Below are 26,444 nucleotides of genomic sequence, written 5' to 3' on the forward strand. Positions count from 1 at the left end.
GTTTGGCCAAAGGACGGGCTCAGGTCGGAGCCCGCCCCCCGTACGGAGGATTGATGAAGAGCCACAACCCCGTCTTCTCCCGCAGTGACGAGTTCAACGGACGCGCCAGCCAGACTGGATACTCCGATCCGAGCACCTGGCAGGTCGGGGCGCCCGGCGACGCCGGTGACGGTGGCGGCCAGGGCCCGTACGACACGGCCGTCGTCGACCGGATGACCGTCGACTCGGTCGTCCAGAAGACCGCGCTGACGATCGGGCTCACCGCGGTCTCCGCCGCGCTGGTCTGGTTCTACCTCGGCGACGTCACCGTCGACCAGTCGGCGCTCAACACGGCGTTCGCGTTCGCGACCGGCGGCGCGATCATCGGCTTCGTGCTGGCCTTGGTGAACTCCTTCAAGAAGATCATCAGCCCGGCGCTGGTTCTCGCGTACGCGGTCGTCGAGGGCGTCTTCGTCGGTGCCCTCTCCAAGGTCGTCGCCTCCTACGTCGGTGATTCCGGCATCGTCGCGCAGGCCGTGCTCGGCACGATCGCCGCGTTCGCCGGCACGTTGTTCGTCTACCGCTTCTTCAACATCCAGGTCACCGACAAGTTCCGCCGCGGCGTGACGGCGGCGCTGTTCGGCTTCATGGCCGTCGTGCTGCTCAACTTCGTGCTGAGCTTCTTCGGCGCCGACTTCGGTCTGCGTGACTTCTCGATGCTCGGCCTGATCGTCAGCTGCATCGCGGTCGTCCTGGGTGTGCTGTGCCTCATCCTCGACTTCGACTACGTCGAGACCGGTGTGCGCGAGGGGCTGCCCGAGCGCGAGTCCTGGCGCGCCGCCTTCGGACTCACCGTCACGCTGATCTGGCTCTACATCGAGATCTTGCGTATTCTCGCGATCCTGCGCGGCGACAACTAGATCCGGGCCGCCCCCTCGAGACGGGCGTCTCGACGTTCTCGGCCTCGCGGCTGGGTGGACGTCGGGGCGCCCGTCTCCGTTCCCGGGTCACTCTCTGCGCTCCCCGGGTCCCTCTCTGCGCTCCCCGGGTCACTCTCTGCGGAGGTACGCAGCGCCCCGTGGCGAGAGCCGGTAGCCGACCTCGAGGCTCTCGGTCAGGCCGAGCTCCTTGAGTCGCCGGACCCGCCGCTTGAAGTGCATCCGTTCCATGCCGAGACCGGCGGCGAGCTCGGTCGACACAACGGCCGGCTGCTCCTTGATGATCGTGAGCGCGCGCCGGGTCCAGGGCGCGTCGGCGGAGGCGTCCATCCGCGCGAGCCGCCGGTCGAGGTCGGCACGGACCTCTGCTGACATCGCGTCGTCCTCACGGAGCGCCACACGCGGGTCCGCGCCGTCGTACCGGAGTCGTACGAGATAGACGTCGCCGTCCGTGCGACGTGCGAGAGCGCGCCGAAGCGCGTCGGCGTCGGCCAGACCCGCACATCGTGCCTCGGCGTCGCCGAGCGTCGTCGGGTCCACCCGTACGACCTCCTCGACTGCGAGGACGCCCACGGCCGTGCGCATCCGGGTGCCGGGCCGTACGCGGGGTCGAGCCCATCGCCGGTACGCCCGGTCGACGCGTCCGGCGACGATCCCGTCGAGCGTTGCACGGTTCAGGATCATGCGGTCACCGTACGGCGGAGTGACCCGGGAAGCGCAGAGAGCGACCCGGCGCCCGCAGAAAGTGACCCGCGGGCGTCAGCGGCGGACGCGGAGGGCGGCCCAGCGTCCGCGCGGGCCCCGGGCGGCTCCGGCGACCTCGGAGCGCGAGACCTCGGTGCCGCCCGTGTCAACCGCCTCTGCGGCCGCGAACGAGACCGGCAGGACGATGCCCTCCGGGAACGCGGCCGACTCCTCGTCGTCGTCCCAGGCGCCCACTGCGACCGCCACCGACGGCAGCATCGCGGCGACCATGCTCGCGTAGCCCGCGGCCGATGGGTGGAACTTGTCGTCGCCGAACAGCTCCGAGGGGGCGGTCCAGAAGTCGCGCTGGAGCAGGTTGCTCAGTGAGACCGCCCGCCCTCCGGCCTCGACGACGCTGATCACCTGCGCGGCGGCGAGGCGTCGGCTGATCGTTCGGGCGAGCATCCGCAGCGGCTGGGGGAGTGGGCGTACGGTACCGAGGTCGGGGCAGGTCCCGACGACGACCTCGCAGCCGTTCTCGCGCAGCGTGCGGACGGCCTCGCCGAGCGCGGCGACGGCTCCGGAGACGTTCTTCACGTGCGTGACGTCGTTGGCGCCGATGACGAGCGCGGCGACCTGCGGGTGGGATGGCAGCACGAGTGCGATCTGCGCGGCGAGGTCGGTCGACACCGCACCGACGATCGCGCGGCTGGAGACCTCGACGGGACGCCCTGCGATCTGCGAGAGCCCTTCGCCGAACAGTGCGGGCGGCGTGTCCTCGGCCCGCAGCATGCCGTACCCGACGCCGGTGGAGTCGCCGAGCATGACGAAGCGGATCGGCTCGCCCGGCAGCTCCGCGCCGTACACCCCGTCGGGCGTAGGCGGCCGGTCGTCGCTCACGCCGATCTTGTCGCGCGCGCGCCCCGCCTGCAGCTTGAGGAGCCCGACCGCTCCGCCGCCGAGCAGGCCGAGCCCGCCCCCGCCGAAGAGCGCCGCGGTCGCGAGCCTGCGTGCTGCACGTGCCCGAGTCATTGCCGCCCCACCACCATCCTTGGTCGCTCTCTAGACTGCGAGTGTGGACTACGCTAACGCGCTGCTTGATCTGGTCGGAGACACTCCGCTCGTACGCCTTCGCCGAGTGACGGACGGCGCCTCGCCGTTGGTGCTCGCCAAGGTCGAGTACCTCAATCCCGGGGGGAGCGTGAAGGACCGCATCGCCACCCGGATGGTCGAGGCCGCCGAGGAGTCCGGCGAGCTGAAGCCGGGTGGCACCATCGTCGAGCCGACCAGCGGCAACACTGGTGTCGGGCTCGCGATGGTCGCCCAGGAGAAGGGCTACCACTGCGTCTTCGTGTGCCCGGACAAGGTCAGTGAGGACAAGCGGAACGTCCTCAAGGCGTACGGGGCAGAGGTCGTCGTGTGCCCGACCGCGGTCCCGCCGGAGCACCCCGACTCCTACTACGAGGTCTCCGACCGTCTGGTGCGCGAGATCGACGGTGCCTGGAAGCCCAACCAGTACGCGAACGTGAACAACCCGCGTGCCCACTACGAGACGACGGGCCCGGAGATCTGGCAGCAGACCGACGGCCGCATCACGCACTTCGTGGCCGGCATCGGCACCGGCGGCACGATCTCGGGCACCGGTCGCTACCTCAAGGAGGTCAGCGAGGGACGGGTCCAGATCGTCGGCGCCGACCCGCACGGCTCGGTCTACTCCGGCGGCACGGGGCGGCCGTACCTGGTCGAGGGTGTCGGCGAGGACTTCTGGCCCGACACGTACGACCGTGACGTCTGCGACCGGATCATCGAGGTCAGCGACACGGACTCGTTCGCGATGACGCGGCGTCTCGCACGCGAGGAGGCGATGCTCGTCGGCGGCTCCGCCGGCATGGCCGCGGCCGCGGCAGTCCGCCTCGCGCAGGAGATCGACGACCCCGACGCCGTCATCGTCGTGCTGCTGCCCGACGGTGGACGCGGCTATCTCACGAAGGTCTTTGACGACGAGTGGCTCGCCCGCTACGGCTTCCTCACTCCGCCGCGCGGCGAGCAGACGGTCGGCGACCTGCTCCGCGGCAAGGAGGGGCGTCTCCCTGACCTCGTCCACACCCACCCCCACGAGTCCGTCGCCGAGGCGGTGAAGATCCTCCGCGAGTACGGCGTCTCGCAGATGCCGGTGCTGCGGGCCGAGCCGCCCGTGCGCGCTGCGGAGGTCGCGGGTGCGGTGAGCGAGCGCGACCTGCTCGACAAGCTCTTCCACGGCGAGGCGTCGCTCGCCGACACCGTCGAGGAGCACATGGCGCCCTCGCTGCCGAGCATCGGCGCCGGTGAGCCCGTGGAGGAGGCTGTCGCCGCGCTCGGGAACGCGGATGCCGTGGTCGTCCACGAGGACGGCGACCCGGTGGGCGTGCTGACGCGCCACGATCTCTTGGGGTACGTCGCCACGCTCTGAGCGAGCCCCGAGGCGCGCGCGGCTGCCCAGGACGACCGCCGCGTCGTCAGCTGACGGGCGTGGCGTAGACGACGGTGTTTGAGCGGTACGCCTGCCCGTCCCAGTCCTCGCACGTGATGAGGATGAGGCGAGGCCTGCCGCCCTGGCGGAAGATGCTCTTCGACTTCTGCGCGAGCGTCGCGCGGTCGTACGTGACGACCCGCTTCACGACGTAGTGGACGCGGCCACGCATCGTCCGCAGGGTCGCGCGATCGCCGGGGTTCAGGGTGCCGAGCGTGTCGAAGGCGCCGCCACCTGCCTGGACCTTGTGCCCTGCGACGACGACCGTGCCCCGTGACGATCCGGGTCGGGCGCTGCGGTCCCACCATCCGACCGTCGTCGCGGGACTCGGGGGAGTGAGCACACCGTCGATCACCGGCATCGGCTCGACGGGGGCCTTGACGCCGAGCGCGGGGATGACGACGAGTCGTGGACGCGCGCGTCCCTTGGGGAGGGCGACGGTGCCGCCCGCCGCTTCGGTCGGTGTCGTCACCTGCGGCGTGGGTGTCACGCTCGCCGAGCTCGGAGCCGTCGCAGGCGCCGGTGCGCCCATGATCGCCCACGCGACACAGGCCACACCGACGACACCCACGACGGCTCCGATGGCCGCACGCACGCGGGCGCGTGCCCGGCGACGGGCACGCGCCTCACGGCGGACGGTGACGAGATCAGGCTCGGTGGTCACCGCGCTTGCGCATCCACATCATGACTGCCGACGCGAGGAGGAGCGCTCCTCCCGTCAGACCGACGATCGTGGCGATCGATGTCGTGGACGTGTTGGTGGTGTTGCCGACCAGGCCGGCGTCGACCGCGGTCGGCGCGTTCTCGTCGCTGCCCGCGACGCCCTGGTCCTCGTCGTCGTCACCGTCGGCCGGCGGTGCCGTCTCGGTCTCAGACGCGACGCTCTCGGTCGGGCTCGGCGGAGTGGTCTCCGTCGGCGGCTCGGTGGGAGGAGTGGTCTCCGTCGGCGGCTCCGTGGTCGGAGGCGTCGTCGGCTCGGTGGTGGGAGGCGTGGTCTCGGTCGGCGGGCTCGTGGGCGACGAGGTCGGCGGGGTGTAGGTCGCCGTCGCTGTGGGCTCGCACGGGTCCGGCTTGGGCTTGTGGCCGCCGCCGGTCTTGGTGCTGGTGCCGACGCAGGGCTCACCGTCCGTCGCGTAGGAGACGGAGTAGTGGCTGATGTCCTTGCCGGACGGGTGCTCGATGGTGATGGACGCCTTGGCCGGGTCGACCGCGATGTAGACGGGGCCGTTGCCCTGCTGCGTCGAACCAGCCTTCACGCAGTAACCGTCGATGAGCTTGCCGTCGGGGGCGGTGAAGGTGAGCGACTTCTTGCTGCCTTGGACGTCCTTCTTGCCGGAGTCGAGGCCGGAGCAGACCTTGTTGTGGTTGCCGGTGGCGTGGCTCGCGGGGGCGACGAGGAGGGCGGGCACCAGGGCCAGTCCGACTGCCGCAACGAGCTTCGTGACTGTGCGCACGTTGATATGACTTCTCTCTCGACGGCTGCCGGCAGGCGGGGTGGCAGCAGTCGTCCGGGGGTGGGGGCGCACCCGGAAACTGGAAGGATTCCAGGCGCGGTCGCCCAACCCTAGTGCATCGCGGTCCTCCTCTACCAGGCCTCGATGCGCCTCGCCATCTCAGTGGTTCAGGGGCGCCTCAGCGGTGCGTGGCAGAGTGGTCATCATGGAGCTGCGCATCTTCACCGAGCCACAACAGGGTGCCACGTACGACGATCTTCTCGCCGTCGCGGTCGCTGCCGAGGAGCACGCTTTCGGAGCGTTCTTCCGGTCCGACCACTACCTCGCGATGAATGCCGAAGGACTGCCTGGTCCGACCGATGCCTGGACGACGCTCGCGGCGCTCGCCCGCGACACGTCCCGCATCCGGCTCGGGACGCTGATGACGTCGGCGACGTTCCGCCATCCGGGTGTGCTCGCGATCCAGGTCGCCCAGGTCGACCAGATGAGCGGCGGTCGCGTCGAGCTGGGCCTCGGCGCCGGCTGGTTCGCTGCCGAGCACGAGGCGTACGGGATCCCGTTCCCCGCGACGGGGGAGCGCTTCGACCGCCTCGAGGAGCAGCTCGAGGTCGTCACCGGCCTGTGGGAGGCGCCGGTCGGCGAGCTCTTCTCGTACGGGGGCAAGCACTACACCCTGACCGACTCCCCGGCGCTGCCCAAGCCCGTGCAGTCACCCCGCCCGCCGGTCCTCATCGGTGGTCAGGGCGCACGGAGGACCCCGGCGCTCGCGGCGCGCTTCGCGCAGGAGTTCAACCTGCCGTTCACCCCTGTCACCGAGCACCGTGCGAAGTACGACCGGGTGCGCGCCGCGTGCGAGGAGATCGGGCGCGACCCCGAGGAGCTCACGTACTCCAGCGCGCTCGTCGTCTGCTGCGGTCGCGACGACGCCGAGATTGCTCACCGGGCGGCCGCGATCGGTCGCGAGGTCGACGAGCTCGCCGAGAACGGCCTCTGCGGGACGCCGGCCCAGGTGGCCGAGCGGATCGCCGAGTACGCCGCGCAGGGTTCGCAGCGGATCTACCTGCAGGTGCTCGATCTGGCCGACCTCGAGCACGTCGCGCTGCTGGGCGAGGAGGTCCTCCCGGTGGTGACCGATGCCTGAGACGGTCCCCAACCTTCGCGACCTCGGCGGACTCCCGACCGAGGACGGTGCCACGACCACCCACGGGGTGCTGCTGCGCAGCGCGATGCCCAGCGCCGACGACCGCGGCCCGGACGGGGTGCACTGGCCGCCGAGCCTGGTCCTCGACCTTCGCTCGAGCGCCGAGGCCGGACCTCGCCACCCGCTGGCGGGAGCGGGCGCGACGGTGCGCCGGATCTCGCTGCTCGAGGCGCTGCGCCCCGACGGCCCGCAGTCGGCCAACCCGGAGGTCGTCGCGCGGATGGCGACCGGTGGTCTGCAGGCGCTTTATCTCGGCATGCTCGAGATCGCGCGTGCCGAGCTGGTCGAGGTCGCCCGTGAGGTCGCCGCCCATGACGGCCCGACCCTCCTGCACTGCGCGGCGGGCAAGGACCGTACGGGTGTCGCGGTCGCGATGATCCTCCGTACGGCCGGGGTGTCGCGCGACGCGGTCGTCAAGGACTACCTGGCCACCGGGGCTTCGATGGACGCGGTGCTGCGCCGCCTCCACATGTCGGCGCCGATCGATCCGGCACGGCCCGCGCCCACCTCGTACCTCGCGATCCCGCAGGACGCGATCGACGCCGTCCTCGACGTCTGGGACAGCCATCCCGGAGGGACGGCGGGCTGGCTTTACGACGCTGGAGCAGAGGCCGTGGTCATCGACGGGCTGCGCGAGCGTCTCGTCGTCTGAGGGCGGCGAGGGTCTCCGGATCGACGTCACAGACAGGTAGTTGCGCAGTGTAACCGATGGTTGCAGGGCTAGGTTACCTGTGAGTAGTGTCGTGAGCCACAACACAGGTACGGCTCCTGCCCCCGGAGGATCATCGCCGTGGGTGCGCCGTCCGACCGTGAGGGAGACCCATGTCCATTCGCACACGACTCGCCAGATTGCCGTCAATCGGCGCAGCGTCGGCTGTCGGCGCACTGCTGATCGGGAGCCTGGTCGCCACAGCGGCACCAGCCAGCGCCGTCCCGGTCACCTTGCCGATCAGCGGCACGACCACGGTGGCCAAGCAGAACGCCACGCTCGAGATCCCCGAAGGCGCCAAGCTGACCGGTGACTTCGACTTCGGACCGCCGATCTCGGTGGTCGGCGACCTGTCCATCCCGACGATCGACGCCCACATCCGTCTGCTGGGTATCCCCGGCCTCGGTGACACGACCTCGACGGTCAAGATCGTGCAGACCCGCAATGCCGCGGCGACCGTCGGCAACGATGGCATCGTCGTCGTCGACGTGGCGTTCCGCCTCGAGGTCCCGCGGGTGTCGTCCGATCTCCTGCCGTTCCTGAACATCGTGCGCAGCGGCTGCCGTACCGGCGAGGTCACGACCACGCTCCGGTCGACCGAGCCGTTCTCGCTGACCGAGCCGGCGAACCTTGTCGGCGAGTTCACGATCCCCGGCTTCCAGGGCTGCGGGTTCAAGGTCGGTCCCACGAGTGGGCGCGACTTCCTCCTCACGCAGCTGCTCTCGGGCAGCGGCAACCAGATGTCGCTCAAGGCAGGTCCGATCCAGTTCTGAGCGCTGAGACCGGGTGCCGGTCGTGTGACTGGGAGGGATTGCGCGATCGGCGCCCGCCAGACCCGCTGGGTCCGGTGTTCGGGAGGGACGGCACCGGACCCAGCGGCTTGCTCGGGGGATGCCCAGGCACGGAGAGCCTTGCCTTACCCTGGCCCCGCTGAGTCTTGCCTAATGCCGGGACCGGCGCTCTAGCCTGAGGTTCTAGGCCATCGCACAGGGGGTAGGGCATGACCGTCACGGAACTTCCCGAGGTCGGCGAGTGCGTAGTCGCCGGCTGTTCGTACAACCACGAGCACGCATGCCACGCCGGAGCGATCACGATCGCCGGCTCGACCAACGACGCCGCGTGCGGCACCTTCATCGACCTGGGGCCCAGCGGTGGCCTCGCCAAGGTGGTGGCGCGCGTCGGTGCGTGCCACCGTTCGGACTGTGTCCACAACTCCGAGCTTGAGTGCACCGCCGACGCGATCCGGGTCGGACCCGGCAAGGACAAGGCAGACTGCCTCACCTACCAGATGCGGATCTGACCCGTCCCCGCGCGACGCAGGCACGCGGACGGCCCGGAGGCCGGGATGAATGCCCCGGCCCCCGGGCCGTCGGCTGCCCTCCGTGAGATCGCGTACCTCCTCGAACGCGCCCGGGCCGAGCCCCGCCGGCCCATGGCGTACCGGAAGGCGGCCGACGTCTATGACGATCTCGGGGACGCCGACCTCGACCGGCTGGCTGCACGCGACACCTGGACGGAGCTCAGCGGGATCGGGGCCAAGACTTCAGCGGTGATCGCGCAGGCCCGGGCCGGGAAGGTCCCCGACACCCTCGCCAGGCTCCGTACGGACGCCGCACCGATCCCCGGCGACGACACACCGCTGCGGCAGGCGCTGCGTGGCGACCTCCACACGCACTCCACCTGGTCCGACGGCGGGGCCTCGATCGACGAGATGATGAGGACTGCCAAGTCGCTCGGCCACGAGTACTGCGCGCTGACCGACCACTCGCCGCGGTTGACCGTCGCACGGGGGCTGTCGCCGGATCGCCTGCGTGAGCAGCTCGACGTGGTTGCTGCTCTCAACGACGAGCTCGCACCCTTTCGGATCCTCACCGGCATCGAGGTCGACATCCTCGACGACGGAAGCCTCGACCAGGAGCCTGAGCTTCTCGAGCGGCTCGACGTGGTGGTGGCGAGCATCCACTCGCGCCTGCGCGACGAGGCCGACACGATGACGCGCCGGATGGTCGCCGCCGTCGCCAACCCGCACACGGACGTGCTCGGCCATGTCACCGGGCGGCTGGTCGAGGGCGGCCGAGGAACGCGGCCTGAGTCGGCGTTCCACGCGGAGATGGTCTTCGAGGCGTGCAAGCAGTTCGACACGGCGGTCGAGATCAACAGCCGACCCGAGCGCCGTGACCCCCCGAGCCGGCTGATCGAGGTGGCACTCGAACGCGGATGCCTGTTCTCGATCGACACCGACGCCCATGCGCCGGGGCAGCTGGCGTGGCAGGGGTTGGCGTGCGCGCGGGCCGAGGCCGCCGGCGTCACGGCCGAGCGCGTCGTCGACACCTGGCCGCTCGATGATCTGCTCGCGTGGTCGAAGCGCTGACGCGGGCACGGCTCAGAGCAGCACGCCCGGGTTGAGGATCCCGGCCGGATCGAGGGTGTCCTTGGCGGCGGTGAGCGCGGCGGCGAACGGCGCAGGGCGCTGCTGCGCGGCGTACGGCCTGTGGTCGCGACCGACCGCGTGGTGGTGCGTGATCGTGCCGCCGTTGTCAAGGATCGCCTCAGACACCGCGGTCTTGATGGCGTCCCACTGCTCGACGATGCTCGCCCAGCGGCCGGGTGCGTAGACGCCGTAGTACGGAGCCGGGCCGTCGGGATAGACGTGGGTGAACCGGCAGGTGACGACACCGATGCCGCAGACCTCGCGGATCGCCTCGGTCGCCGCGGCCGTGATCGCGGCGTGCAGCGCGGGGAAGCGGTCCCACGTCGTCGCCGTTTCGAACGTCTCGGCGATGACCGAGCGCTGGGCCAGGGCGTCGCGCTGGTACGGCATGCGGAGGAACGACGAGCGCCACGTGGACGCCGCGGCGTCCCGCGCCGTGTCGGCGCCGCGGTCCGCATCCTCGGGCAGCGTCCCGCCGTGGTCGAGGCACAGCTCGACCGCCCGTGCGAGGGCGGCGTCGACAGGATGGTCGGCCGACTCGAAGCCGAGCACGAGCACGCCGCCGCCGACCGCTGCACCGGCGTTGAGGAACGCCTCGCCGGCATCGAGGAGACGGCAATTCGCCGGGTGGAGCCCGGACTGGGCAACGGCACGTGTCGCGTCGACGGCACCGTCCCAGTCCGTGAAGTGCACCGACGCTCCGGCGCGCCAGCGAGGCCGGTCCTGGAGCCGCATCCAGGCCTCGGTGATCACGCCGAGCGTCCCCTCCGACCCGAGGAACATCCGGTCGGGGGACGGGCCGGCGCCCGAGCCGGGGAGGCGACGCGACTCGCCCACCCCGTACGGGGAGACGACACGCATCGACTCCGTCAGGTCGTCGATGTGGGTGGCGAGCGTGGCGAAGTGCCCGCCCGCCCTCGTCGCGAGCCAGCCGCCCAGCGTCGAGAACGCGAACGACTGCGGGAAGTGCCTCAGCGTGAGGCCGTACGGGCGCAGCTGGTCCTCGAGATGCGGTCCGAGGACGCCCGCCTGGATCCGCGCCGCGCGACTGGTGCGGTCGACCTCGAGGACCTGGTCCATCGCGGTCACGTCGAGCGACACCGCTCCGGCGTAGTCGCCGTCGAGACGCGGCTCGACGCCGCCGACGACCGAGGTGCCGCCGCCGTACGGAATGACCGCGACGTTCGCGGACGAGGCCCAGTCGAGCACGTCGACGACGTCGCGCTCGGTGTGTGGGCGTACAACGAGGTCGGGCGCGTGGGCGAGGTCGCCGCGCAGGTTGCGCACGACGTCACGGAACGCCTTGCCGTGGGTGTGCGCCGCGCGGTCGACCGTGTCGGTGCTGCACAAGGCGCTGAGCGAGGCAGGTGGCTCGACCCTGATCGCCGGCAGGTCGTCGGCCGTGAGCGTGGGCGCGAGGTGCGGGGTGGGGTCGGCGTCAGGGAGAAGGCGCGCGATCCGCCGGACCAGCGCCTCGGTCTCGCGGGCGTCGAGCGCCTCCTCCTGCATGCCCCAGCCCCACCACGACCGCGTACCCGGCGTCTGTGTCATGGGCGCCGACTCTAGCCCCTGAAACGACCCGCCGGAGGGCGTAGCGTGAAGGCATGTGCCGCAACATCAGGACCCTTCACAACTTTGAGCCGCACGCGACCGACGAAGAGATCGAGGCGGCAGCCCTCCAGTACGTGCGCAAGGTCAGCGGGATGACCAAGCCGTCCCAGGCCAACGCCGAGGCGTTCGACCGTGCCGTGCACGAGATCGCCCATCTCACCCAGCACCTGCTCGACGACCTGGTTGCCAACGCGCCTCCCAAGGACCGCGAGGTCGAGGCCGAGAAGGCCAAGGCGCGCGCGGCGAAGCGCTACGCCTCGATGGCCGGCTGAGCGCTCACAGCTGGCGCCGCAGGAACCGTACGGTCTCGCGCATCGACGCGGGCCACTGCGGACCGAACGTGTGGCCCTCACCCTCGTACCAGACGAGCCGGACGTCCTTGCCCGCCTCCTCGAACGCCGCCGCCGTCCGCCGGGCCCATCGCGGGGGGCAGGTGTCGTCGACGGTGCCGTGGAGCATGAGCAGCGGCTCGGTCGCGCGGCCGACGTACGTCCGAGGTGAGGCCTGCGCCCAGAGCTCCGGGTTGTCCTCGGGCGACCCGTGGGCGCGGACGATCGACTGGGCGACCTCGGGCCGGTCGTTCTCGATCCACCGCTCGTAGTTGTCGACCGTGCTGCTGCTGACCGACGCGAACACGACGCCCCCGTCGACCAGCCCGGGCTGCGTCACGAGCACGTTCTGGACGACGCCGCCGCCCATCGACCGCCCGACGAGCCCGACGCGGTCGCCGTCGAGGCGCGGGTCGTCGGAGCGACGCACGGCGAGGACGGCGTTGATCACGTCCTCGGTGTAGCCCAGCCGCAGGTCGCGCTCGGCCTCCGGGTCGTCGTCGGAGCCGGCGTGGTTGCGGTAGTCCACGTGCAGCACCGCGAATCCTTCACGCGCCAGGTAGTCCTGCTCGCGCATCATCCCGCGCCCGGTCGTGTAGATCGCGGGGTCGATGTAGCCGTGGGCCAGGATCGCCACCGGGAACGGGCCCTTGCCGCGAGGGACGTTGAGGATGCCGGAGATCCGCAGGTCGCCGCTGCGGTAGGTGACGGCGTGGCGGACGTACGCGTCTGTGCGGGCGAGCACGCGGCGCAGGCGCAGGGCACGGCCGTCGTACTCCTTGGCCATCAGGGCGGGGAGGGAGACGGGACTGGTTGCGGTCGGCGTCGGGGAGGCCGTGGTCGGCGGGCTGGTCGCGGGCGGCGTGGTCGGTGACGAGGTGCCCGCCGACGTCGCGGGGGACTGGTCCGCCTCGTTGTCCGTACGCTCCGCGGTGCAGGCCGCGGTCGCCGTCAGGGCGAGCGCGGCGACGACCGTCCGTACGGGCGTGATCCGCATGGCTCCAGTGTGCCTCGTGCGACTCTGGAGGGGTACGGAGAGCAGTGTTGGGGTGGGCAGTCATGGCGCAGGTCGAGGTCGAGGGACTACGGATCGCCTACGAGAGGGTGGGTCGTGGGCCGGAGCTGGTCCTGACGCAGGGGTTCGTCGGCGACGGCCGCTCGACCTGGGGCAGGCAGGCCGACGCCCTCGCCGACGAGTGCACGGTGATCCTCTGGGACGCCCCCGGCGCGGGCCGGTCGTCGGACCCGCCGGAGTGGTTCCGCATCACCGACTACGCCGACTGCCTGGCCGCGTTCCTCCGGGTGCTCGGCATCGAGCGAGCGCATCTCGGCGGGATCTCGTTCGGCGCGATCCTCGAGCTGTCGGCCTTCCAGCGCCACCCAGGCATCGTGCGGTCGCTCGTGATGGCCGGTGGGTACGCAGGATGGACGGGATCGCTGCCGGCGGAGGAGGTCGAGGCGAGGCTGCGCACGTGTCTGGAGCTCGCGGAGCGTTCTCCGGAGGACTTCGCTGACGCGATGACGGGGTCGATGTTCTCCCGATCCGCGCCTCCGGACGCCGTCGCGGAGTTCACCGCGAGCGTGCGGGCGTTCAGCCCTGACGGGTTCAGGGCGATGTCGCTGGCATCGGCCGAGGCGGACCTGCGTGACGTGCTGCCGCGGGTCGACGTCCCGACGCTGCTGCTGCACGGGGAGCAGGACGTCCGAGCTCCACGCGCCGTTGCGGACGCCCTGCATGCAGGGATCCCCGGCTCGCAGCTGGTCGTGCTGCCGGGGGTCGGGCACGTGAGCATGGTCGAGGCCCCGGACGCCGTCACCCACGAGATCCGGAGGTTCCTCCGGAGCCTGGATGACCGTGGCGTGCGAGGCCCCGAGCGTTAGGCGTTCAGCAGCGGGGTGTCAGCTCGTCGCGTACGAGACGCCCGTGGAGTGGTTCGGGCAGTAGCCGAACGGGTTCTTCACGAGGTACTGCTGGTGGTAGTCCTCGGCGTACCAGTAGTCGCCGAGCGGAGCGATCGCCGTGGTGATCTCGCCGTAGCCGCGGGCGCTCATGCGCTTCTGGTATGCGGCGCGCGACGCCTCGGCCTGCTCCTGCTGCTGCGGCGTCGTCGTGAAGATCACCGACCGGTACTGGGTGCCACGGTCGTTGCCCTGGCGCATGCCCTGGGTCGGGTCGTGGTTCTCCCAGAAGACCTTGAGCAGGTCGTCGTACGAGACCTTGGCGGGGTCGTAGATCACGCGGACCACCTCGGCATGGCCGGTGCGCCCGCTGCACACCTCCTCGTACGTGGGGTTCTGGGTGAAGCCGCCTGCGTAGCCGACCGACGTCGACCACACGCCGGGCACCTGCCAGAACGTCTGCTCCTCACCCCAGAAGCAGCCCAGCCCGAACACCGCGACCTCGAAGCCCTCGGGTGGATCGGTGACGATCGGGGTGCCCAGCACGAGGTGCTGGTCACCGACGGTGAAGGGGCGGGTCTCGCGACCGGGCAGTGCCTGGTCGGCGGAGATGAGGTGCGTCTTGAACGAGAACATCAGATTCCTCCTCGGGTCCGCCACGTACAACCATGGCGCCCCTGTCGGTGTTCCCGGCGAAAGCTGGGGAAAGTCGTGGCGCGCCACACCCGCACCACAGTATAATCGAACTCATGAGCGATAGCGCGACGCACGGTTTGCTCGCGGCTCTCCTTGAGCGGGTGGGAGAGGCGGTGAGCGATGCTGCCTCGACGTTGGACGGGCTCGATGACGAGGTCGTCGCGGCAGGTGCGGGGGAGATCGTGGCTGTGGCGTTGTGCGAGGCGGTCGTCCGCATCGGCCAGGGCATGCAGGCCGACGCCATGACGGCGCTCGATCGTCGCCGGCGTGAGGTGGTCGGCTCGTCGATGACCGAGCACGACCTGTGCCGGTCGTTGTTCGCCGAGATCGCGATGGCGCGTCAGGCGTCGGCGACCGCCGGCGAGACCACCTACCGGCTCGCCCGTGACCTCGAGGACCACCCCGAGGCGCACGCGCTCCTGCGTGACGGCGAGGTCAACCAGGCGGTGGTCGCGGCCGTGTGTCGCGAGACGGTCTCTCTCGATCCGTCGACGCGTGCGGAGGTCGACCGTGAGCTCGCGCCGCAGCTGCGCGAGCTGGGGCCCAAGCGTGCCGCGGCCGCTGCGCGCCGGCTGGTCCTCGACCACGAGCCGCACGCGGCGTACGAGCGCACGGTACGGGCTCGCGAGGAGCGCCACGTGCACCTGCGGCCCGAGCTGGATGCGATGGCGACGCTGTCGATCTACGCGCCCGCCGAGCAGCTGGTGGGGGGTGTGGCACCTGCTCGACGCCGGGGCCTCCGCTCGTCGCAGCGACGGCGACCCGCGGACGATCGCGCAGCTTGCGTGCGATCTGGCGCTCGAGGCGCTCAGCGGCAATGGCGTGACGTCGGGCGGCGCCGCGGTGGACGTCGAGGTCGGTGTCCTGATGCGGCCCGAGACGCTGTTCGGCGCCGACGACGCTTCGGCGGTGCTGCAGGGCTATGGGCCGGTCCCGGGCGAGCTGGCGCGGGGGTTGGCGACGTCGGGGCGCTCGTGGGTACGCCGGTTCTTCACCGCTGACGACGGCCACCAGATCACCGACGTCGACCCGCGGCGGCGCCGCTTCCCCGAGGTGGTCGCGCGGATGGTGCGCGCGGCCGACTACTGCGCCCGCCCGTGGTGCGAGTGCCGCACCCGCGAGATCGACCACGTCACCCCGTACGCCGCGGGGGGCGCGACGACGCGAGCCAACGCCCAAGGGCTCTGCCGCTCGGACAACCTCCTCAAGCAGACCCGCCGGTGGCGCGTCGACACCGATCACGACGGCGTCCGCACGTGGACGACACCGACCGGCCACCAGTACGTCTCATCGCCCCCGCCAGGCGCCGCTCCTCCGTCGGTGCTCGAGAACCACCTGAGACGACTCCTCGAGGTCTCGCGCACCTGAGTCGTCGCGCTACGGCACGAGCACCGCCGCGCCGTCGAACCGTCCGGCCTTCAGATCCCGAAGGGCCTCGAGCGCGCGGTCGAGCGGGTACGGGTACCGTCCGCGACCACCGGCCGACGACCTCGTGACCCGGGACGACATGGTCACGATGGACCGGAAGGTCGCCTTCGGTGACGTGCAGATCCGTCCGGCACACCCCGCACGCCTCGACCTGGACCAGCAGTTCGCCGGGCAGCGGTGAGGGGACGGGGGTCTCGACACGCTCGAGCGGCGGGGCTCCACGTGGTCCGCCCACGGAGGTTCGCGCACCGTTCACATGCCCCACTTCCGGCTGACGGCCTCCGGCCACCTGCCACCGCTGCGATCGTCATATGAACCCTTTGCGCAGCATCCTCATCACCGCCCTCACCGCTGCGGTGGCGGGGCCGTTGTTCGTGTCCGCCGCACCCGCGGCGTCCGCCGACGGACACGCCACCTCGAACTCGGCGCGCCACAGACCCGCCGACCCGATCGTCATCGCGCACCGCGGCGCCTCCGGCTATCGCCCGGAGCACACGCTCGCTGCCTACGCGCTGGCGATCCGCCAGGGCGCGGACGTGATCGAGCCGGACCTCGTCATCACCCAGGACAAGGTCCTCGTCGCCCGCCACGAGAACGAGATCGGCGGCACCACCGACGTCGCCCAGCACCCGGAGTTCGCCGACCGCCGGACGACCAAGACGATCGACGGACGCGCGGTGACGGGGTGGTTCACCGAGGACCTCACGCTGGCCGAGCTCAAGACCCTGAGGGCCAAGGAGCGCCTCCCGCTCGTGCGCCCCGGCAACACCGCGTACGACGGCCGCTTCGAGGTGCCAACCTTCGAAGAGGTTCTCGACCTGGCGAAGCGCGAGAGCATCCGCCGCGGACGGGTCATCGGCGTCGCACCTGAGACCAAGCACCCCACGTACTTCCAGTCGATCGGCAAGAACCTCGAGGATCCGCTCGTCCGCACGCTGAAGCGCCGTGGGCTCGACCACCGCTGGTCGCCGGTCACCGTCCAGTCGTTCGAGACCGCGAACCTCATGACCCTCGCCAAGCGGGTGCGCGTCCCGCTCGCCCAGAACGTCAACCCGAGCGGGCGTCCGTACGACCACGTCGTCAGTGGTGACCCGACGACGTACGTGGACATGGTGACCCCAGCAGGTCTCAAGGCGATGGCAGGGTACGCCGACGTCCTCAGCGCGGAGAAGACCGTCCTCATCCCGCGCGACGCGACCGGGGCGCTGACTACCCCGACGACCGTTGTCCGCGACGCGCATCGGGCGGGGCTCGACGTCTATGCGTGGACGTTCCGCGCGGAGAACCAGTTCCTTCCCGCCGATCACCGCGACGGCACCGACCCGAACGCGCACGGCGACCTCGACGCTGAGCTGCGGACGTTCTACCGGCTCGGGCTTGACGGTGTGTTCTCCGACTTCCCTGATCTGGCGGTTGCCGCGCGTCGGCCCGCCTCCGTGAAGGCAGGCTGAGGGCGCGACCGTTACGCTCGCGGGTGTGAGTGACTTCGGATTCGAGACGCGTGCGATCCACGCAGGTCAGGAGCCTGACCCCCGCACTGGGGCGGTCGTGCCGGCCATCTACGCGACCAGCACCTACAAGCAGGACGGGGTCGGCGGGCTCCGCGAAGGCTATGAGTACTCGCGGAGCGCGAACCCTACGAGGACGGCGCTCGAGGAGTGCCTCGCCTCGCTCGAGGGAGGCGCCCGCGGGTTCGCGTTCGCGAGCGGGCTCGCCGCCGAGGACACCCTCCTGCGGGCGCTCACCAAACCCGGCGACCACGTGGTGATCCCCGATGACGCATACGGCGGGACGTACCGGCTGTTCGACAAGGTCGAGTCGCGCTGGGGCCTGCGGTACGACCCGGTGCCGATCGCCGACGTCGAGGCGGTCCGTGCGGCGGTCACGCCCGGCGAGACACGCATCGTGTGGGTCGAGACGCCGACCAACCCGCTGCTCGGGATCGCCGACATCGAGGCGCTCGCCGAGGTCGCGCACGAGGCCGGCGCGCTGCTGGTCGTCGACAACACCTTCGCCTCCTCGTACCTGCAGCAGCCTCTCGCCCACGGCGCCGACCTCGTGGTGCACTCGACGACCAAGTACGCGGGCGGCCACTCCGACGTCGTCGGCGGCGCCCTGATCGCCCGCGACGAGACGCTCGCGGAGCCGATCGCCTTCCACCAGAACTCCATGGGCGCCGTTGCGGGCCCGTTCGACTCGTGGCTCGTGCTGCGGGGGCTCAAGACCCTCGCGCTGCGGATGGAGCGTCACAGCGACAACGCCGAGCGGATCGTCGCCTTCCTGCAGAGCCGTCCGGAGGTCTCGCACGTGATCTACCCGGGCCTCGCGGAGCACCCGGGTCACGCCGTCGCCGCACGTCAGATGAAGCGGTTCGGCGGGATGGTGTCCTTCCAGATGGCCGCCGGTGAGCGGGCAGCCCTCGACGTCGTCGAGCACACCGAGCTCTTCACGCTCGCTGAATCGCTCGGCGGTGTCGAGTCGCTGATCGAGCATCCCGGCCGCATGACCCACGCTTCTGCGGCAGGCTCTCCGCTCGAGGTGCCGGCCGACCTCGTCCGCGTCAGCGTCGGCATCGAGAGTGCCGACGACCTGGTCGCCGACCTCGAGCGCGCATTCGAGCGGCTCGGCCGATGAGCGAGGACGGGGCGCCCGAGGGCGCGGCTCCCGAGGACGCGGCTCCCGGCGACGCCGCGCCTGACGAGGGAGTGACCGAGGAGGCAGCGGAGCGCGCGAGGTCGCGACGCCAGCGTCTGGACGAGCTCGTCGAGCGCATGCGCGCGACCGCACGCCGCGACCTCACGCTCCTCGACGAACGCACCGGCGTCCTCGGAGATCCCGTCCCGACCCTCAGCCCGTACGCCGCCCCGGCGCCGCCCTCCCCGGGGGACGGGACCCCGCCCAACGTCCCGTACGGGATCTCGCTGGCGGCTTCCTGGGGGTGGCGGCTCATCGTCATCGCCGCGGCGGGTCTGGGCGTGATGTGGCTGCTGGGCTACTTCTCCAGCCTCACCGTGCCGATCGCCATCGCGATCCTCGTCTCTGCCCTGGTCCGTCCGTTCGTCGACCGGATCGAGGCCCTGCACCTTCCTCGGGCGCTCGCGACGTTGATGGTGATGATCTTCGGGATCGGCGCCGTCGTCGGCATGCTCACCCTCGTCGGTCAGCAGGTCTCCACGCAGTTCGACGACCTGCGGACGAAGGTCGTCGACGGGCTGCAGGAGATCCAGGACTGGGCCCGCACCGGTCCACTCGGGCTCAGCGACGCGCAGCTCAACTCCTGGATCGACCGGGCCACCAAGACCATCGAGGAGTGGGGGAGCAGCGGGACGGGGATCGTCGACCGGGTCACCCAGCTCGGAACCACCGTGACGCACGTGCTCGCTGGGTTCTTCATCGTGCTCTTCGCGACGTACTTCTTCCTCTACCAGGGTGGGCGCATCTGGGACTGGGTCGTCCGGCTCTTCCCGCGCAACGCCCGCGAGCACGCCGACCGCTCCGGCCGGGTCGCCTGGTGGTCGCTCACCGCGTTCGTCCGCGCGACCGTGCTGGTCGCGCTCGTCGACGCCGTCGGCATCGCGCTCGTCGCGTGGCTGCTGGGGGTGCCGCTGGTGCTGGCGATCGCGACGCTGGTGTTCCTCGGCGCGTTCATCCCGATCGTCGGCGCTTTTGTCTCGGGGCTCGTCGCCGTCCTCGTCGCGCTGGTGGCTCAGGGCCCGTGGGTGGCGCTGTTCATGCTCGCCGGCGTCGTCGCCGTGCAGCAGATCGAGGCGCACATCCTGCAGCCCTTCTTGATGGGCCACCTCGTCCAGCTCCACCCGCTGGCGATCATCCTCGCGATCGCCGCCGGCGTCACCGTCGCCGGGATCGTCGGCGCGCTCCTCGCCGTGCCGATCGTCGCCTGTGTCAACGCGATCGTGCGCCACCTCGCCGAGCGTGCGGAGGCAGCCCGCGAGGCGCGAGAGGCTGGTCTCGCGCCACCGACGCCCGACTAGCTACTTCCGTACGACGAACGTCTTGTGCGCCCAGGCACTCGACCCCTTGGCGTTCACTGCGCGGACGGACACCTTGTTCTTGCCGTTGCGCAGCTTGGAGCGCTTGACGGTGTACGAGCGCTTGCCCGCGCCCGGAGCCTTCGTCACCAGCGTGCGGCTGCCCTTCTTGATGACGAGCCGGTAGCGCGTGATCGCGGCACCACCGTTCGACGCCGGGGCCTTCCACCGGATCGTGCGCTTCTTCGCCTTGCGGGCGCCAGTGACGGTGAGCGCGCGGACCTTGCCCGGCACGGTGATCCGTGGCTTCGGTGTGGCGGGCGGCTTGGGTGCCGCGGGCGGCGCGATCACCGCGCGATAGACCGACACCTTGTTCGCGACCCACTGGCCGACGGCGATCGAGTGGTCGCTCGCGACGGCTAGTCCCCGCGGCGGCGCGGTTCCGAGGCCGGTGTTCGCACCCTGGAGCGACCGCGCAGGCGCCGTGCTCGCGTCGGCCCCGGCTGCGAAGACCTGCACCGCGGGGCTGAGCTGGTTCGCGACGTAGACGAATCCGCGCCGGTCGACCTCGAGGTCCGAGGGGCCGTCCAGTCGCGTCGTCGCCCCGGTCAGCGTCCGCCGAGGCGCCGCGTTGCCGTTGGCGGTCGCGGCGTACGCCGTCACGCTGTCGCCCGAGAAGTTCGCCACGAGCAGGTCGCCCCGCGCGTCGAACGCGAGGCCGACAGGACTGTCGAGCTTGGTGAGATTTCCCTGGATCACACGGGTGGGAGTGGTCTTGTCGTTCGCGCTCGCGGCGAACACGAGGACGGCGTCCGGGGCGTGCTCGTTGGCGACGTACAGCGTGCCGCCAGGCCCGAGCTCGAGGTCGCACGGCTGTGTCAGCGCGGGCGACGTGATCGTACGGGCCGGGGTGACGTTGCCGTTGGCATCAGGGGCAAAGACCCTGATCGCGGGGCTGGCGCCACGATCGCTCACGTAGATCTGCCCCGCCGCGTCGACCGTCACCCCGCACGGCGCCCCGAGCCCCGTCGCGGAGCCCTGGATCCTCCGTGTCGGGGCCACGTCGCCGTTGCCGTTCGGGCCGTAGACGGTGACCCAGCCGACCTGGTTCGCGACGTACAGGTTGCCTGCGCCGTCCCTGGCGACCCCCATCGCCTCGCTCAGGCCCGTACGCGCGCCCGCCAGCGTGCGGAGCGGGCTGTGGTCGAGGTCGTCGGCGGCGGCGGGCGTCGCACTCGCGGCGGTCAGCGCCCCGGCGGCGAGAACGACGGCGGCGGCAGCGCCCGTCCCTCGGTGAAGTCTCTCGGTGGTTGTCGGTCCTGCTCGTGTCATCGTGGTGTCCCCCTCACCATCCTCTCGACGCTAGGTCGAGTGCGGGCCACCTCGCTGCGGCTTTCATGCTTAGGCTGGTGGCATGCCGGTCACCCTGGACGACGTGCGCGCTGCCGAGAAGCTGCTCGCCGGCGTCGCTGTCCGCACCCCCGTCGAGCCTTCGCGTGCGCTCAGTGCGCTGATCGGTCGACAGGTGGTGCTCAAGTGCGAGAACCTCCAACGCGCCGGGTCGTTCAAGATCCGCGGTGCCTACGTCCGCATCGCACGGCTCTCCGCCGAGGAGCGGGTACACGGCGTCGTCGCGGCCAGCGCCGGCAACCATGCGCAAGGTGTCGCCCTCGCCGCCTCGCTGCTCGGGACCACCGCGACCGTCTTCATGCCCGAAGGCGCGCCGTTGCCCAAGCTTGCGGCGACCCGCGAGTACGGGGCGAGGATCGAGCTCGCCGGCACGTCGGTCGAGTCCGCGCTCGTGGCGGCGCACGCCTATGCCGAGCGCGTCGGTGCCGTGCTCATCCACCCGTTCGACCATCCCGACATCGTCGCTGGACAGGGGACGCTGGGACTCGAGGTCCTCGAGCAGGTCCCCGACGCCACGACGATTGTCATCCCGGTGGGTGGGGGTGGGCTCGTCGCGGGGGTCGCGCTCGCCGCACGGGCGATCAACCCGAGCATCCGGGTCATCGGGGTGCAGTCCGAGCGGGTCGCGCCATACCCGCAGTCGTTGCGCGCGGGCCGACCGATGTCCGTGGACGCACAGCGCACGATGGCCGACGGCATCGCGGTGTCGCGGCCCGGCGACGTCCCGTACGAGGAGATCGCCCGCTACGTGGACCGCGTCGTCACCGTCACCGAGGAGTCGCTCAGCCAGGCGCTCCTCATGCTCCTTGAGCGCGCCAAGCTCGTCGTGGAGCCGGCAGGTGCCGCCGGCGTCGCCGCGCTGCTGGAGCATCCCGACGTCTTCGCCGACGACCCCGGTCCCGTCGTCAGCGTCCTCAGCGGCGGCAACATCGATCCGCTGCTCCTCATGAACGTCGTCCGCCACGGCCTGGCGGCAGCCGGCCGCTTCCTGTCTTTCCGGGTCCGGATCTCCGACCGCCCGGGTTCCCTCGACGAGCTCCTGAGGATCCTCGCCGAGATGCAGGTCAGCGTCCTCGACGTCGTCCATGAGCGCACCGGCTCGACCCTCGCCATCGACGAGGTCGAGGTGACGCTGAGCGTGGAGACACGCGGTCCGGAGCACCGGTTCGCGGTGGAGCAGATGCTGCGCGACCACGGGTACGTCATCACCTACACGTGACGTCCCGGACATGCCAGCGCCCGCCGCCCCGGAGGGCGACGGGCACAGGTCTCGACAGGCTCGACCAACGGCGGCGTTGGCTCGACCAACAGCGCCTTGTCAGGCGACGTACGGCTTGGCGTCGACGATCTTGACGGTCACGTCGCGCCCGTTGGGTGCGGCGTACGTGGCGGTGTCACCGGCCTTCTTGCCGTTGATCGCGGCGCCCAGCGGCGACTGCGGGGAGTAGACCTCGATGTCGACCGACGCGTCCAGGCCGAGCATCTCGCGCGAGCCGAGCAAGAAAGTCTCGGTGTCGTCGTCGCCGGCGAACATGATGGTCACGACCATCCCGGGCTCGACCAGCCCGTCGTCGGCGGGCTGCTCGCCCACCTCGGCGCGGCGCAGCATGTCCTCGAGCTGGCGGATGCGGGCCTCGGACTTGCCCTGCTCCTCGCGAGCGGCGTGGTAGCCCCCGTTCTCACGGAGGTCGCCCTCGTCGCGCGCCTCGGCGATCTTGGTGGCGATCTCCGCACGAGCAGGTCCGCGAAGATGGTCCAGCTCGGCCCGCAGACGGTCGTACGCCTCCTGGGTCAGCCAGATCGTGTTCTCTTCGTTGCTCGTCGTCATGGGGATAGCTCCTCGGATGTAACAAACCCCAGACATCACGCCTGGGGCCGGAAACCACGAGCCTAGCAATTCTGCGGCCCTGGGCCAAGGCGTGACGTGCCTCAGGAGGTGAGGCGGCACTCCTGGATGACGACGGTGACGGCACGCCGCTCCGTGCTGACCACGTCGGTGGTGGCGGTGTTGCCGGTCGTGGTACGGGGGATCGTGATCGTCTTCTCGCCGACGTACGACTTGTCCTGCGCCTGGGCGGCGACGTCGCACTCGGCCGGCTTGCCCGAGGAGTGGAACACCCGGAGGGTCACCGACGTCTCGTGGTCGGAGAGCACGTCGAAGGCCACCACGTCGGCCTGGAAGCTGTCCTCGGTCTGGTACTGCGCGACGAACCATGCCGCGATCACGCCGAGCGTGACGCCGACGACGGCGATCACCGTCCACGTCCGGCGACTCAGACCCTTGCTGCGACGTCCGTACCGGCTGGCGGTCAGGTCGGGCTGGGTGGTGGGCATGACACCATTGTGACCGAGTGGACCACGCGATCGACCGGAGGAGTCCTGCTGTGGCGGAGAAGCTGCGCCTGATGCACGTGCACGCGCATCCCGACGACGAGTCGAGCAAAGGCGCCGCATCGACGGCGAAGTACGTCGCAGAGGGGGTCGACGTCCACGTCGCGACTTGTACGGGGGGTGAGCGCGGGTCGATCCTCAACCCGAGCTTCGACCACCCCGGGATCATCGACAACCCCGAGCTGATCGGTGAGATCCGTCGCGAGGAGATGGACCGCGCCCGCGAGATCCTCGGGATCAAGCAGGACTGGCTCGGGTTCGTCGACTCGGGCTGGCCCGAGGGCGATCCGCCGCCGCCGCTGCCCGAGGGCTGCTTCGCGCTGGTCCCGGTCGAGGAGGCCGCGAAGCCGCTGATCGCGCTGATGCGCTCGTTCCGCCCGCACGTCGTCACCACGTACGACGAGAACGGCGGCTACCCTCACCCCGACCACATCATGTGCCACAAGGTCAGCGTCTACGCGTTCGAGAAGGCCGGTGATCCGGACGCGTACCCGGAGCTCGGCGAGCCGTGGCAGCCCCAGAAGCTCTATTACCACCGCGGCTTCACGCGTGTGCGTGCCGAGGCCGTCGATAGCGCGCTGGTACGGCACGGTCTCGAGCCGATCTACGCGGAGCGCATGAAGGACTGGAAGGTCGACCCCGCCGAGGAGGAGGCCATGCTCACCACGCGGGTGCCGTGCGCCGACTACTTCGGCGTCGCCGACGACGCCCTGCGCGCCCACGCGACCCAGATCGACCCCGACGGGCACTGGTTCGCCGTTCCGCTGGAGGTGCGCGCCGAGGCCTGGCCCACCGAGGACTACCAGCTGGTGCGCTCGTTCGTCGAGACCACGACCCCCGAGGACGACCTGTTCGCCGGACTGCGCTGACCGGGCGGCGGCGAGGCGGGCGTACGCTGGTGATATGTCCACTGCCGTGCTCGCCGCCGCCGAGCAGATCAACTTCAAGCCCGCAGGCTGGGTCGCGCTCCTGATCATCCTCGGGCTGTGCGTGGGGCTCTTCTTCCTGATGCGCAGCATGGCGCATCAGATGAAGAAGGTCGACTTCGACGAGAAGGCCACCGAGCGGCCCCGTCGGTCGGCGCAGCCGCCGAACGACGACGCCTGAGCGACGGGCTCAGCGCCCGAGCCGGCGTCCGACCGCCATCGCCGCCGCGGCGATCACGACCGCGAGCACCGCGATGAGCGAGAGCGTCACGGCCACCTGGCCCCACCCGACGGCAGCCGCGTCGAGGAAGTCGTACGGGACGGGGAGCGGTGGCTCGCCCTCCGGCCCGACGAAGCGCGGGTCCGAGACGGCGCCGCGTACCAGCGTGTAGACGACCCATGCGACCGGCCAGGCCAGGAACCACCACGCACGCCGCTCGAGGCGGGGCCTCAGCAGGAAGAACCCGACCACCGAGCCGACCGGCACCAGGGTGTGGAGCACGAGGTCGTACCACGCCTCGACCCCGTGCAGCGTCTGCTGGCCCGCGAGCAGCAGGTGGTAGACGGCGCCCGTGATGACGATGCCGACGAGGCCCGCGAGGTAGACCGGCTGCCACCAGCCGGCGATCTTGCCCCGCAGGGCGATGACGACGGCGGCGACGAGGACGAGGATGTTCGACTCGATCGTGAAGTACGAGAAGAAGTTGACGAGGCTGCGTCCCTCGGTGACGACGGTGACGGCCTGCCCGACCGTCGCCCATGTCCCCAGCACTGCCAGGACGCCGAACCAGACCCGGACGCTCATCCCGCCGGTGCGGGCCGCAGTGTCGTGCACGCGCTCAATCTAGCTGGACCCCTGCGGTCGTGCGCCCGGCGCGCTCGGGCGCGTGTCAGTGCCGTGAGCGAGGCTGGTGCCGTGGCGAGACCTGATGTTCCTCTCGAGATGCTCGACCGGCTCCGTGCCGTCCTCCTCGTCCTCCCGTCGTGCGACGAGGAGGACGCGTGGGTCGGCGTGCGCTGGCGCGTGGGCTCGGCGACGGTGGCCCATGTGTTCGGCGGCGAGGACGGGCTGTTCCGCATCACCTTCCGCGCCGATGCGGGCGAGCTGATGGCGTTCGAGCGGCTGGGTCCGCCGTACTTCCGCGGGGAGTGGGGCGACAACGTCGTGGGGATGCTGCTCGACGACGACACCGACTGGGACGAGCTCTCCGAGCTCCTCGTCGACGCCTACTGCATCCAGGCGCCGGCCAGGCTGGTCGCGCTCGTCCAGCGTCCGACCTAGGCGGGCAGCTCGCGCGCGACCGCGAGGACGTCGTATGCGTCGCCGGCGGGCGTCGCGCGCACGACGTGACGCAGCGACAGCATCTCCATGCCGTCGAGCGCGGTCGCCAGGGACGCCACGGTCGGCAGGACCTCGGGAGAGCGCGGACCGCCGACGCCGTACGCGAGGTTGTCCCGCGCATGGCCGAGGTAGACGACCCTGCCGGCCGGACGCAGCCACGTGCGTGCACGCTCGAGCACCAGCGGCAGCTGATCGGTCTGGAGGTAGGCGATCAGCACGAGGTCGACGCGTTCTTTCGGCTCCCACGTGAGGGCGTCACCGACCAGCCAGCGCACCGTGTCACCCGTCGCGTCCCACTCACGCTCGGCGTCCGCGATCGCGACCGGCGAGAAGTCGATGGCCTCCACCTGCCAGCCGCGGGTGGCGAGCCAAGCGGCGTGCCGGCCGTCCCCGCATGCGAGGTCCACGGCTCGCCCTGGCGACAGCGCGACGAGCTCAGCGACGAGCGTCGCGTTGGGGACGGCGCCGAACGGGCGGGGCTGCTCTGCGTAGCGGCGGTCCCAGTCGCTGGAGTCCAT

General features: G+C 70.9%; 30 protein-coding genes. 18 read left to right on the forward strand and 12 right to left on the reverse strand.

Features of this window, described 5'->3' with window-relative positions:
• The first annotated feature begins 53 nt into the window (after positions 1–53).
• A complete protein-coding gene (locus HCT63_RS05310) occupies positions 54–899 on the forward strand; it encodes a Bax inhibitor-1/YccA family protein (protein WP_167001754.1) in 846 nt (281 codons plus the stop codon).
• Positions 900–1,028: 129 nt separating this feature from the next.
• Here HCT63_RS05310 and HCT63_RS05315 read toward each other — a convergent pair whose 3' ends face one another.
• On the reverse strand, positions 1,029–1,601 hold the full coding sequence (locus HCT63_RS05315; RefSeq protein ID WP_167001756.1) for a hypothetical protein: 573 nt from the start codon (positions 1,599–1,601) through the stop codon (positions 1,029–1,031).
• 75 nt (positions 1,602–1,676) lie between these two features.
• Positions 1,677–2,633, reverse strand: a complete 957-nt coding sequence (locus tag HCT63_RS05320) for an SGNH/GDSL hydrolase family protein (RefSeq protein ID WP_167001758.1) — start codon at positions 2,631–2,633, stop codon at positions 1,677–1,679.
• Between the two features lie 43 nt (positions 2,634–2,676).
• On the opposite strand from HCT63_RS05320, the gene HCT63_RS05325 reads away from it, so the two are divergent.
• Complete coding sequence (locus HCT63_RS05325; protein WP_167001760.1) at positions 2,677–4,050, forward strand: cystathionine beta-synthase; 1,374 nt, start codon at positions 2,677–2,679, stop codon at positions 4,048–4,050.
• Between the two features lie 46 nt (positions 4,051–4,096).
• Here HCT63_RS05325 and HCT63_RS05330 read toward each other — a convergent pair whose 3' ends face one another.
• Positions 4,097–4,774: a class F sortase gene (locus HCT63_RS05330; RefSeq protein WP_167001762.1), complete on the reverse strand. Its 678-nt coding sequence runs from the start codon at positions 4,772–4,774 to the stop codon at positions 4,097–4,099.
• On the reverse strand, positions 4,758–5,564 hold the full coding sequence (locus HCT63_RS05335; protein ID WP_167000413.1) for a hypothetical protein: 807 nt from the start codon (positions 5,562–5,564) through the stop codon (positions 4,758–4,760). The genes HCT63_RS05330 and HCT63_RS05335 overlap by 17 nt, the downstream gene beginning before the upstream one ends.
• Positions 5,565–5,769: 205 nt before the next feature.
• Here HCT63_RS05335 and HCT63_RS05340 point away from each other — a divergent pair, with 205 nt between their 5' ends.
• The 5 genes from HCT63_RS05340 (at position 5,770) to HCT63_RS05360 (ending at position 9,845) form a co-directional block, all read left to right on the forward strand.
• Positions 5,770–6,705 (forward strand): LLM class F420-dependent oxidoreductase, encoded by a 936-nt coding sequence (locus HCT63_RS05340; protein ID WP_167001764.1) that lies wholly within the window; start codon positions 5,770–5,772, stop codon positions 6,703–6,705.
• On the forward strand, positions 6,698–7,417 hold the full coding sequence (locus tag HCT63_RS05345; protein WP_167001766.1) for a tyrosine-protein phosphatase: 720 nt from the start codon (positions 6,698–6,700) through the stop codon (positions 7,415–7,417). The genes HCT63_RS05340 and HCT63_RS05345 overlap by 8 nt, the downstream gene beginning before the upstream one ends.
• A 170-nt stretch (positions 7,418–7,587) precedes the next feature.
• A complete protein-coding gene (locus HCT63_RS05350) occupies positions 7,588–8,247 on the forward strand; it encodes a hypothetical protein (RefSeq protein WP_167001768.1) in 660 nt (219 codons plus the stop codon).
• A gap of 227 nt (positions 8,248–8,474) precedes the next feature.
• A complete protein-coding gene (locus tag HCT63_RS05355; protein ID WP_167001770.1) occupies positions 8,475–8,774 on the forward strand; it encodes a DUF1540 domain-containing protein in 300 nt (99 codons plus the stop codon).
• A 45-nt stretch (positions 8,775–8,819) separates the two neighbouring features.
• A complete protein-coding gene (locus tag HCT63_RS05360; RefSeq protein ID WP_167001771.1) occupies positions 8,820–9,845 on the forward strand; it encodes a PHP domain-containing protein in 1,026 nt (341 codons plus the stop codon).
• A gap of 12 nt (positions 9,846–9,857) precedes the next feature.
• On the opposite strand, the gene HCT63_RS05365 is transcribed toward HCT63_RS05360, so the two are convergent.
• Positions 9,858–11,456 carry an FAD-binding oxidoreductase gene (locus HCT63_RS05365; protein WP_167001773.1) on the reverse strand — a complete coding sequence of 533 codons (1,599 nt, stop codon included), beginning with the start codon at positions 11,454–11,456 and terminating at the stop codon, positions 9,858–9,860.
• Between the two features lie 53 nt (positions 11,457–11,509).
• Between HCT63_RS05365 and HCT63_RS05370 the strand changes: the two genes are divergently transcribed.
• Positions 11,510–11,788, forward strand: coding sequence for a DUF2277 domain-containing protein (locus tag HCT63_RS05370; protein ID WP_167001775.1), 279 nt, complete (start codon positions 11,510–11,512; stop codon positions 11,786–11,788).
• Positions 11,789–11,792: 4 nt separating this feature from the next.
• On the opposite strand, the gene HCT63_RS05375 is transcribed toward HCT63_RS05370, so the two are convergent.
• Positions 11,793–12,842, reverse strand: a complete 1,050-nt coding sequence (locus tag HCT63_RS05375; protein ID WP_243842891.1) for an alpha/beta fold hydrolase — start codon at positions 12,840–12,842, stop codon at positions 11,793–11,795.
• Positions 12,843–12,904: 62 nt separating this feature from the next.
• On the opposite strand from HCT63_RS05375, the gene HCT63_RS05380 reads away from it, so the two are divergent.
• Positions 12,905–13,726 (forward strand): alpha/beta hydrolase, encoded by an 822-nt coding sequence (locus HCT63_RS05380; protein WP_167001777.1) that lies wholly within the window; start codon positions 12,905–12,907, stop codon positions 13,724–13,726.
• 18 nt (positions 13,727–13,744) lie between these two features.
• Here HCT63_RS05380 and msrA read toward each other — a convergent pair whose 3' ends face one another.
• Positions 13,745–14,380, reverse strand: coding sequence for a peptide-methionine (S)-S-oxide reductase MsrA (msrA, locus tag HCT63_RS05385; protein WP_167001779.1), 636 nt, complete (start codon positions 14,378–14,380; stop codon positions 13,745–13,747).
• A 113-nt stretch (positions 14,381–14,493) separates the two neighbouring features.
• On the opposite strand from msrA, the gene HCT63_RS05390 reads away from it, so the two are divergent.
• The 5 genes from HCT63_RS05390 (at position 14,494) to HCT63_RS05415 (ending at position 19,860) form a co-directional block, all read left to right on the forward strand.
• Complete coding sequence (locus HCT63_RS05390) at positions 14,494–15,441, forward strand: hypothetical protein (RefSeq protein ID WP_167001781.1); 948 nt, start codon at positions 14,494–14,496, stop codon at positions 15,439–15,441.
• Positions 15,395–15,808, forward strand: coding sequence for an HNH endonuclease signature motif containing protein (locus HCT63_RS20395; RefSeq protein WP_167001783.1), 414 nt, complete (start codon positions 15,395–15,397; stop codon positions 15,806–15,808). Before HCT63_RS05390 ends, HCT63_RS20395 begins: the two co-directional genes overlap by 47 nt.
• Before the next feature lie 371 nt (positions 15,809–16,179).
• Complete coding sequence (locus HCT63_RS05405) at positions 16,180–17,319, forward strand: glycerophosphodiester phosphodiesterase (RefSeq protein ID WP_167001785.1); 1,140 nt, start codon at positions 16,180–16,182, stop codon at positions 17,317–17,319.
• Positions 17,320–17,344: 25 nt separating this feature from the next.
• Complete coding sequence (locus HCT63_RS05410; RefSeq protein WP_167001787.1) at positions 17,345–18,502, forward strand: cystathionine gamma-synthase; 1,158 nt, start codon at positions 17,345–17,347, stop codon at positions 18,500–18,502.
• The gene (locus HCT63_RS05415; protein WP_243842892.1) at positions 18,499–19,860 is read left to right on the forward strand and encodes an AI-2E family transporter; all 1,362 of its coding nucleotides are present in this window, start codon (positions 18,499–18,501) and stop codon (positions 19,858–19,860) included. The genes HCT63_RS05410 and HCT63_RS05415 overlap by 4 nt, the downstream gene beginning before the upstream one ends.
• Here HCT63_RS05415 and HCT63_RS05420 read toward each other — a convergent pair whose 3' ends face one another.
• On the reverse strand, positions 19,861–21,189 hold the full coding sequence (locus HCT63_RS05420) for a beta-propeller fold lactonase family protein (protein ID WP_167001789.1): 1,329 nt from the start codon (positions 21,187–21,189) through the stop codon (positions 19,861–19,863).
• Between the two features lie 82 nt (positions 21,190–21,271).
• On the opposite strand from HCT63_RS05420, the gene ilvA reads away from it, so the two are divergent.
• A complete protein-coding gene (gene ilvA / locus HCT63_RS05425; protein WP_167001791.1) occupies positions 21,272–22,486 on the forward strand; it encodes a threonine ammonia-lyase in 1,215 nt (404 codons plus the stop codon).
• A gap of 99 nt (positions 22,487–22,585) precedes the next feature.
• Here the strand turns inward: ilvA and greA are convergent, their stop codons facing one another.
• Positions 22,586–23,095 (reverse strand): transcription elongation factor GreA, encoded by a 510-nt coding sequence (greA, locus tag HCT63_RS05430; protein WP_167001793.1) that lies wholly within the window; start codon positions 23,093–23,095, stop codon positions 22,586–22,588.
• A gap of 101 nt (positions 23,096–23,196) precedes the next feature.
• On the reverse strand, positions 23,197–23,601 hold the full coding sequence (locus HCT63_RS05435; protein WP_167001794.1) for a DUF4307 domain-containing protein: 405 nt from the start codon (positions 23,599–23,601) through the stop codon (positions 23,197–23,199).
• Between the two features lie 71 nt (positions 23,602–23,672).
• Between HCT63_RS05435 and mca the strand changes: the two genes are divergently transcribed.
• Positions 23,673–24,527, forward strand: coding sequence for a mycothiol conjugate amidase Mca (gene mca / locus HCT63_RS05440; RefSeq protein WP_182397179.1), 855 nt, complete (start codon positions 23,673–23,675; stop codon positions 24,525–24,527).
• Between the two features lie 34 nt (positions 24,528–24,561).
• Positions 24,562–24,765 carry a hypothetical protein gene (locus HCT63_RS05445; protein ID WP_167001798.1) on the forward strand — a complete coding sequence of 68 codons (204 nt, stop codon included), beginning with the start codon at positions 24,562–24,564 and terminating at the stop codon, positions 24,763–24,765.
• A gap of 9 nt (positions 24,766–24,774) precedes the next feature.
• On the opposite strand, the gene HCT63_RS05450 is transcribed toward HCT63_RS05445, so the two are convergent.
• A complete protein-coding gene (locus HCT63_RS05450; RefSeq protein ID WP_167001800.1) occupies positions 24,775–25,419 on the reverse strand; it encodes a Pr6Pr family membrane protein in 645 nt (214 codons plus the stop codon).
• An 81-nt stretch (positions 25,420–25,500) separates the two neighbouring features.
• Between HCT63_RS05450 and HCT63_RS05455 the strand changes: the two genes are divergently transcribed.
• On the forward strand, positions 25,501–25,866 hold the full coding sequence (locus HCT63_RS05455) for an MmcQ/YjbR family DNA-binding protein (RefSeq protein WP_243842893.1): 366 nt from the start codon (positions 25,501–25,503) through the stop codon (positions 25,864–25,866).
• Here HCT63_RS05455 and HCT63_RS05460 read toward each other — a convergent pair.
• Entirely contained in the window at positions 25,863–26,444 is a 582-nt protein-coding gene (locus tag HCT63_RS05460; protein ID WP_167001802.1) for a class I SAM-dependent methyltransferase, read from the reverse strand. The two genes, HCT63_RS05455 and HCT63_RS05460, sit on opposite strands and share 4 nt — an antisense overlap.

It is taken from the genome of Mumia sp. ZJ430, from assembly GCF_011751845.1.
Classification (GTDB): Bacteria; Actinomycetota; Actinomycetes; order Propionibacteriales; family Nocardioidaceae; genus Mumia.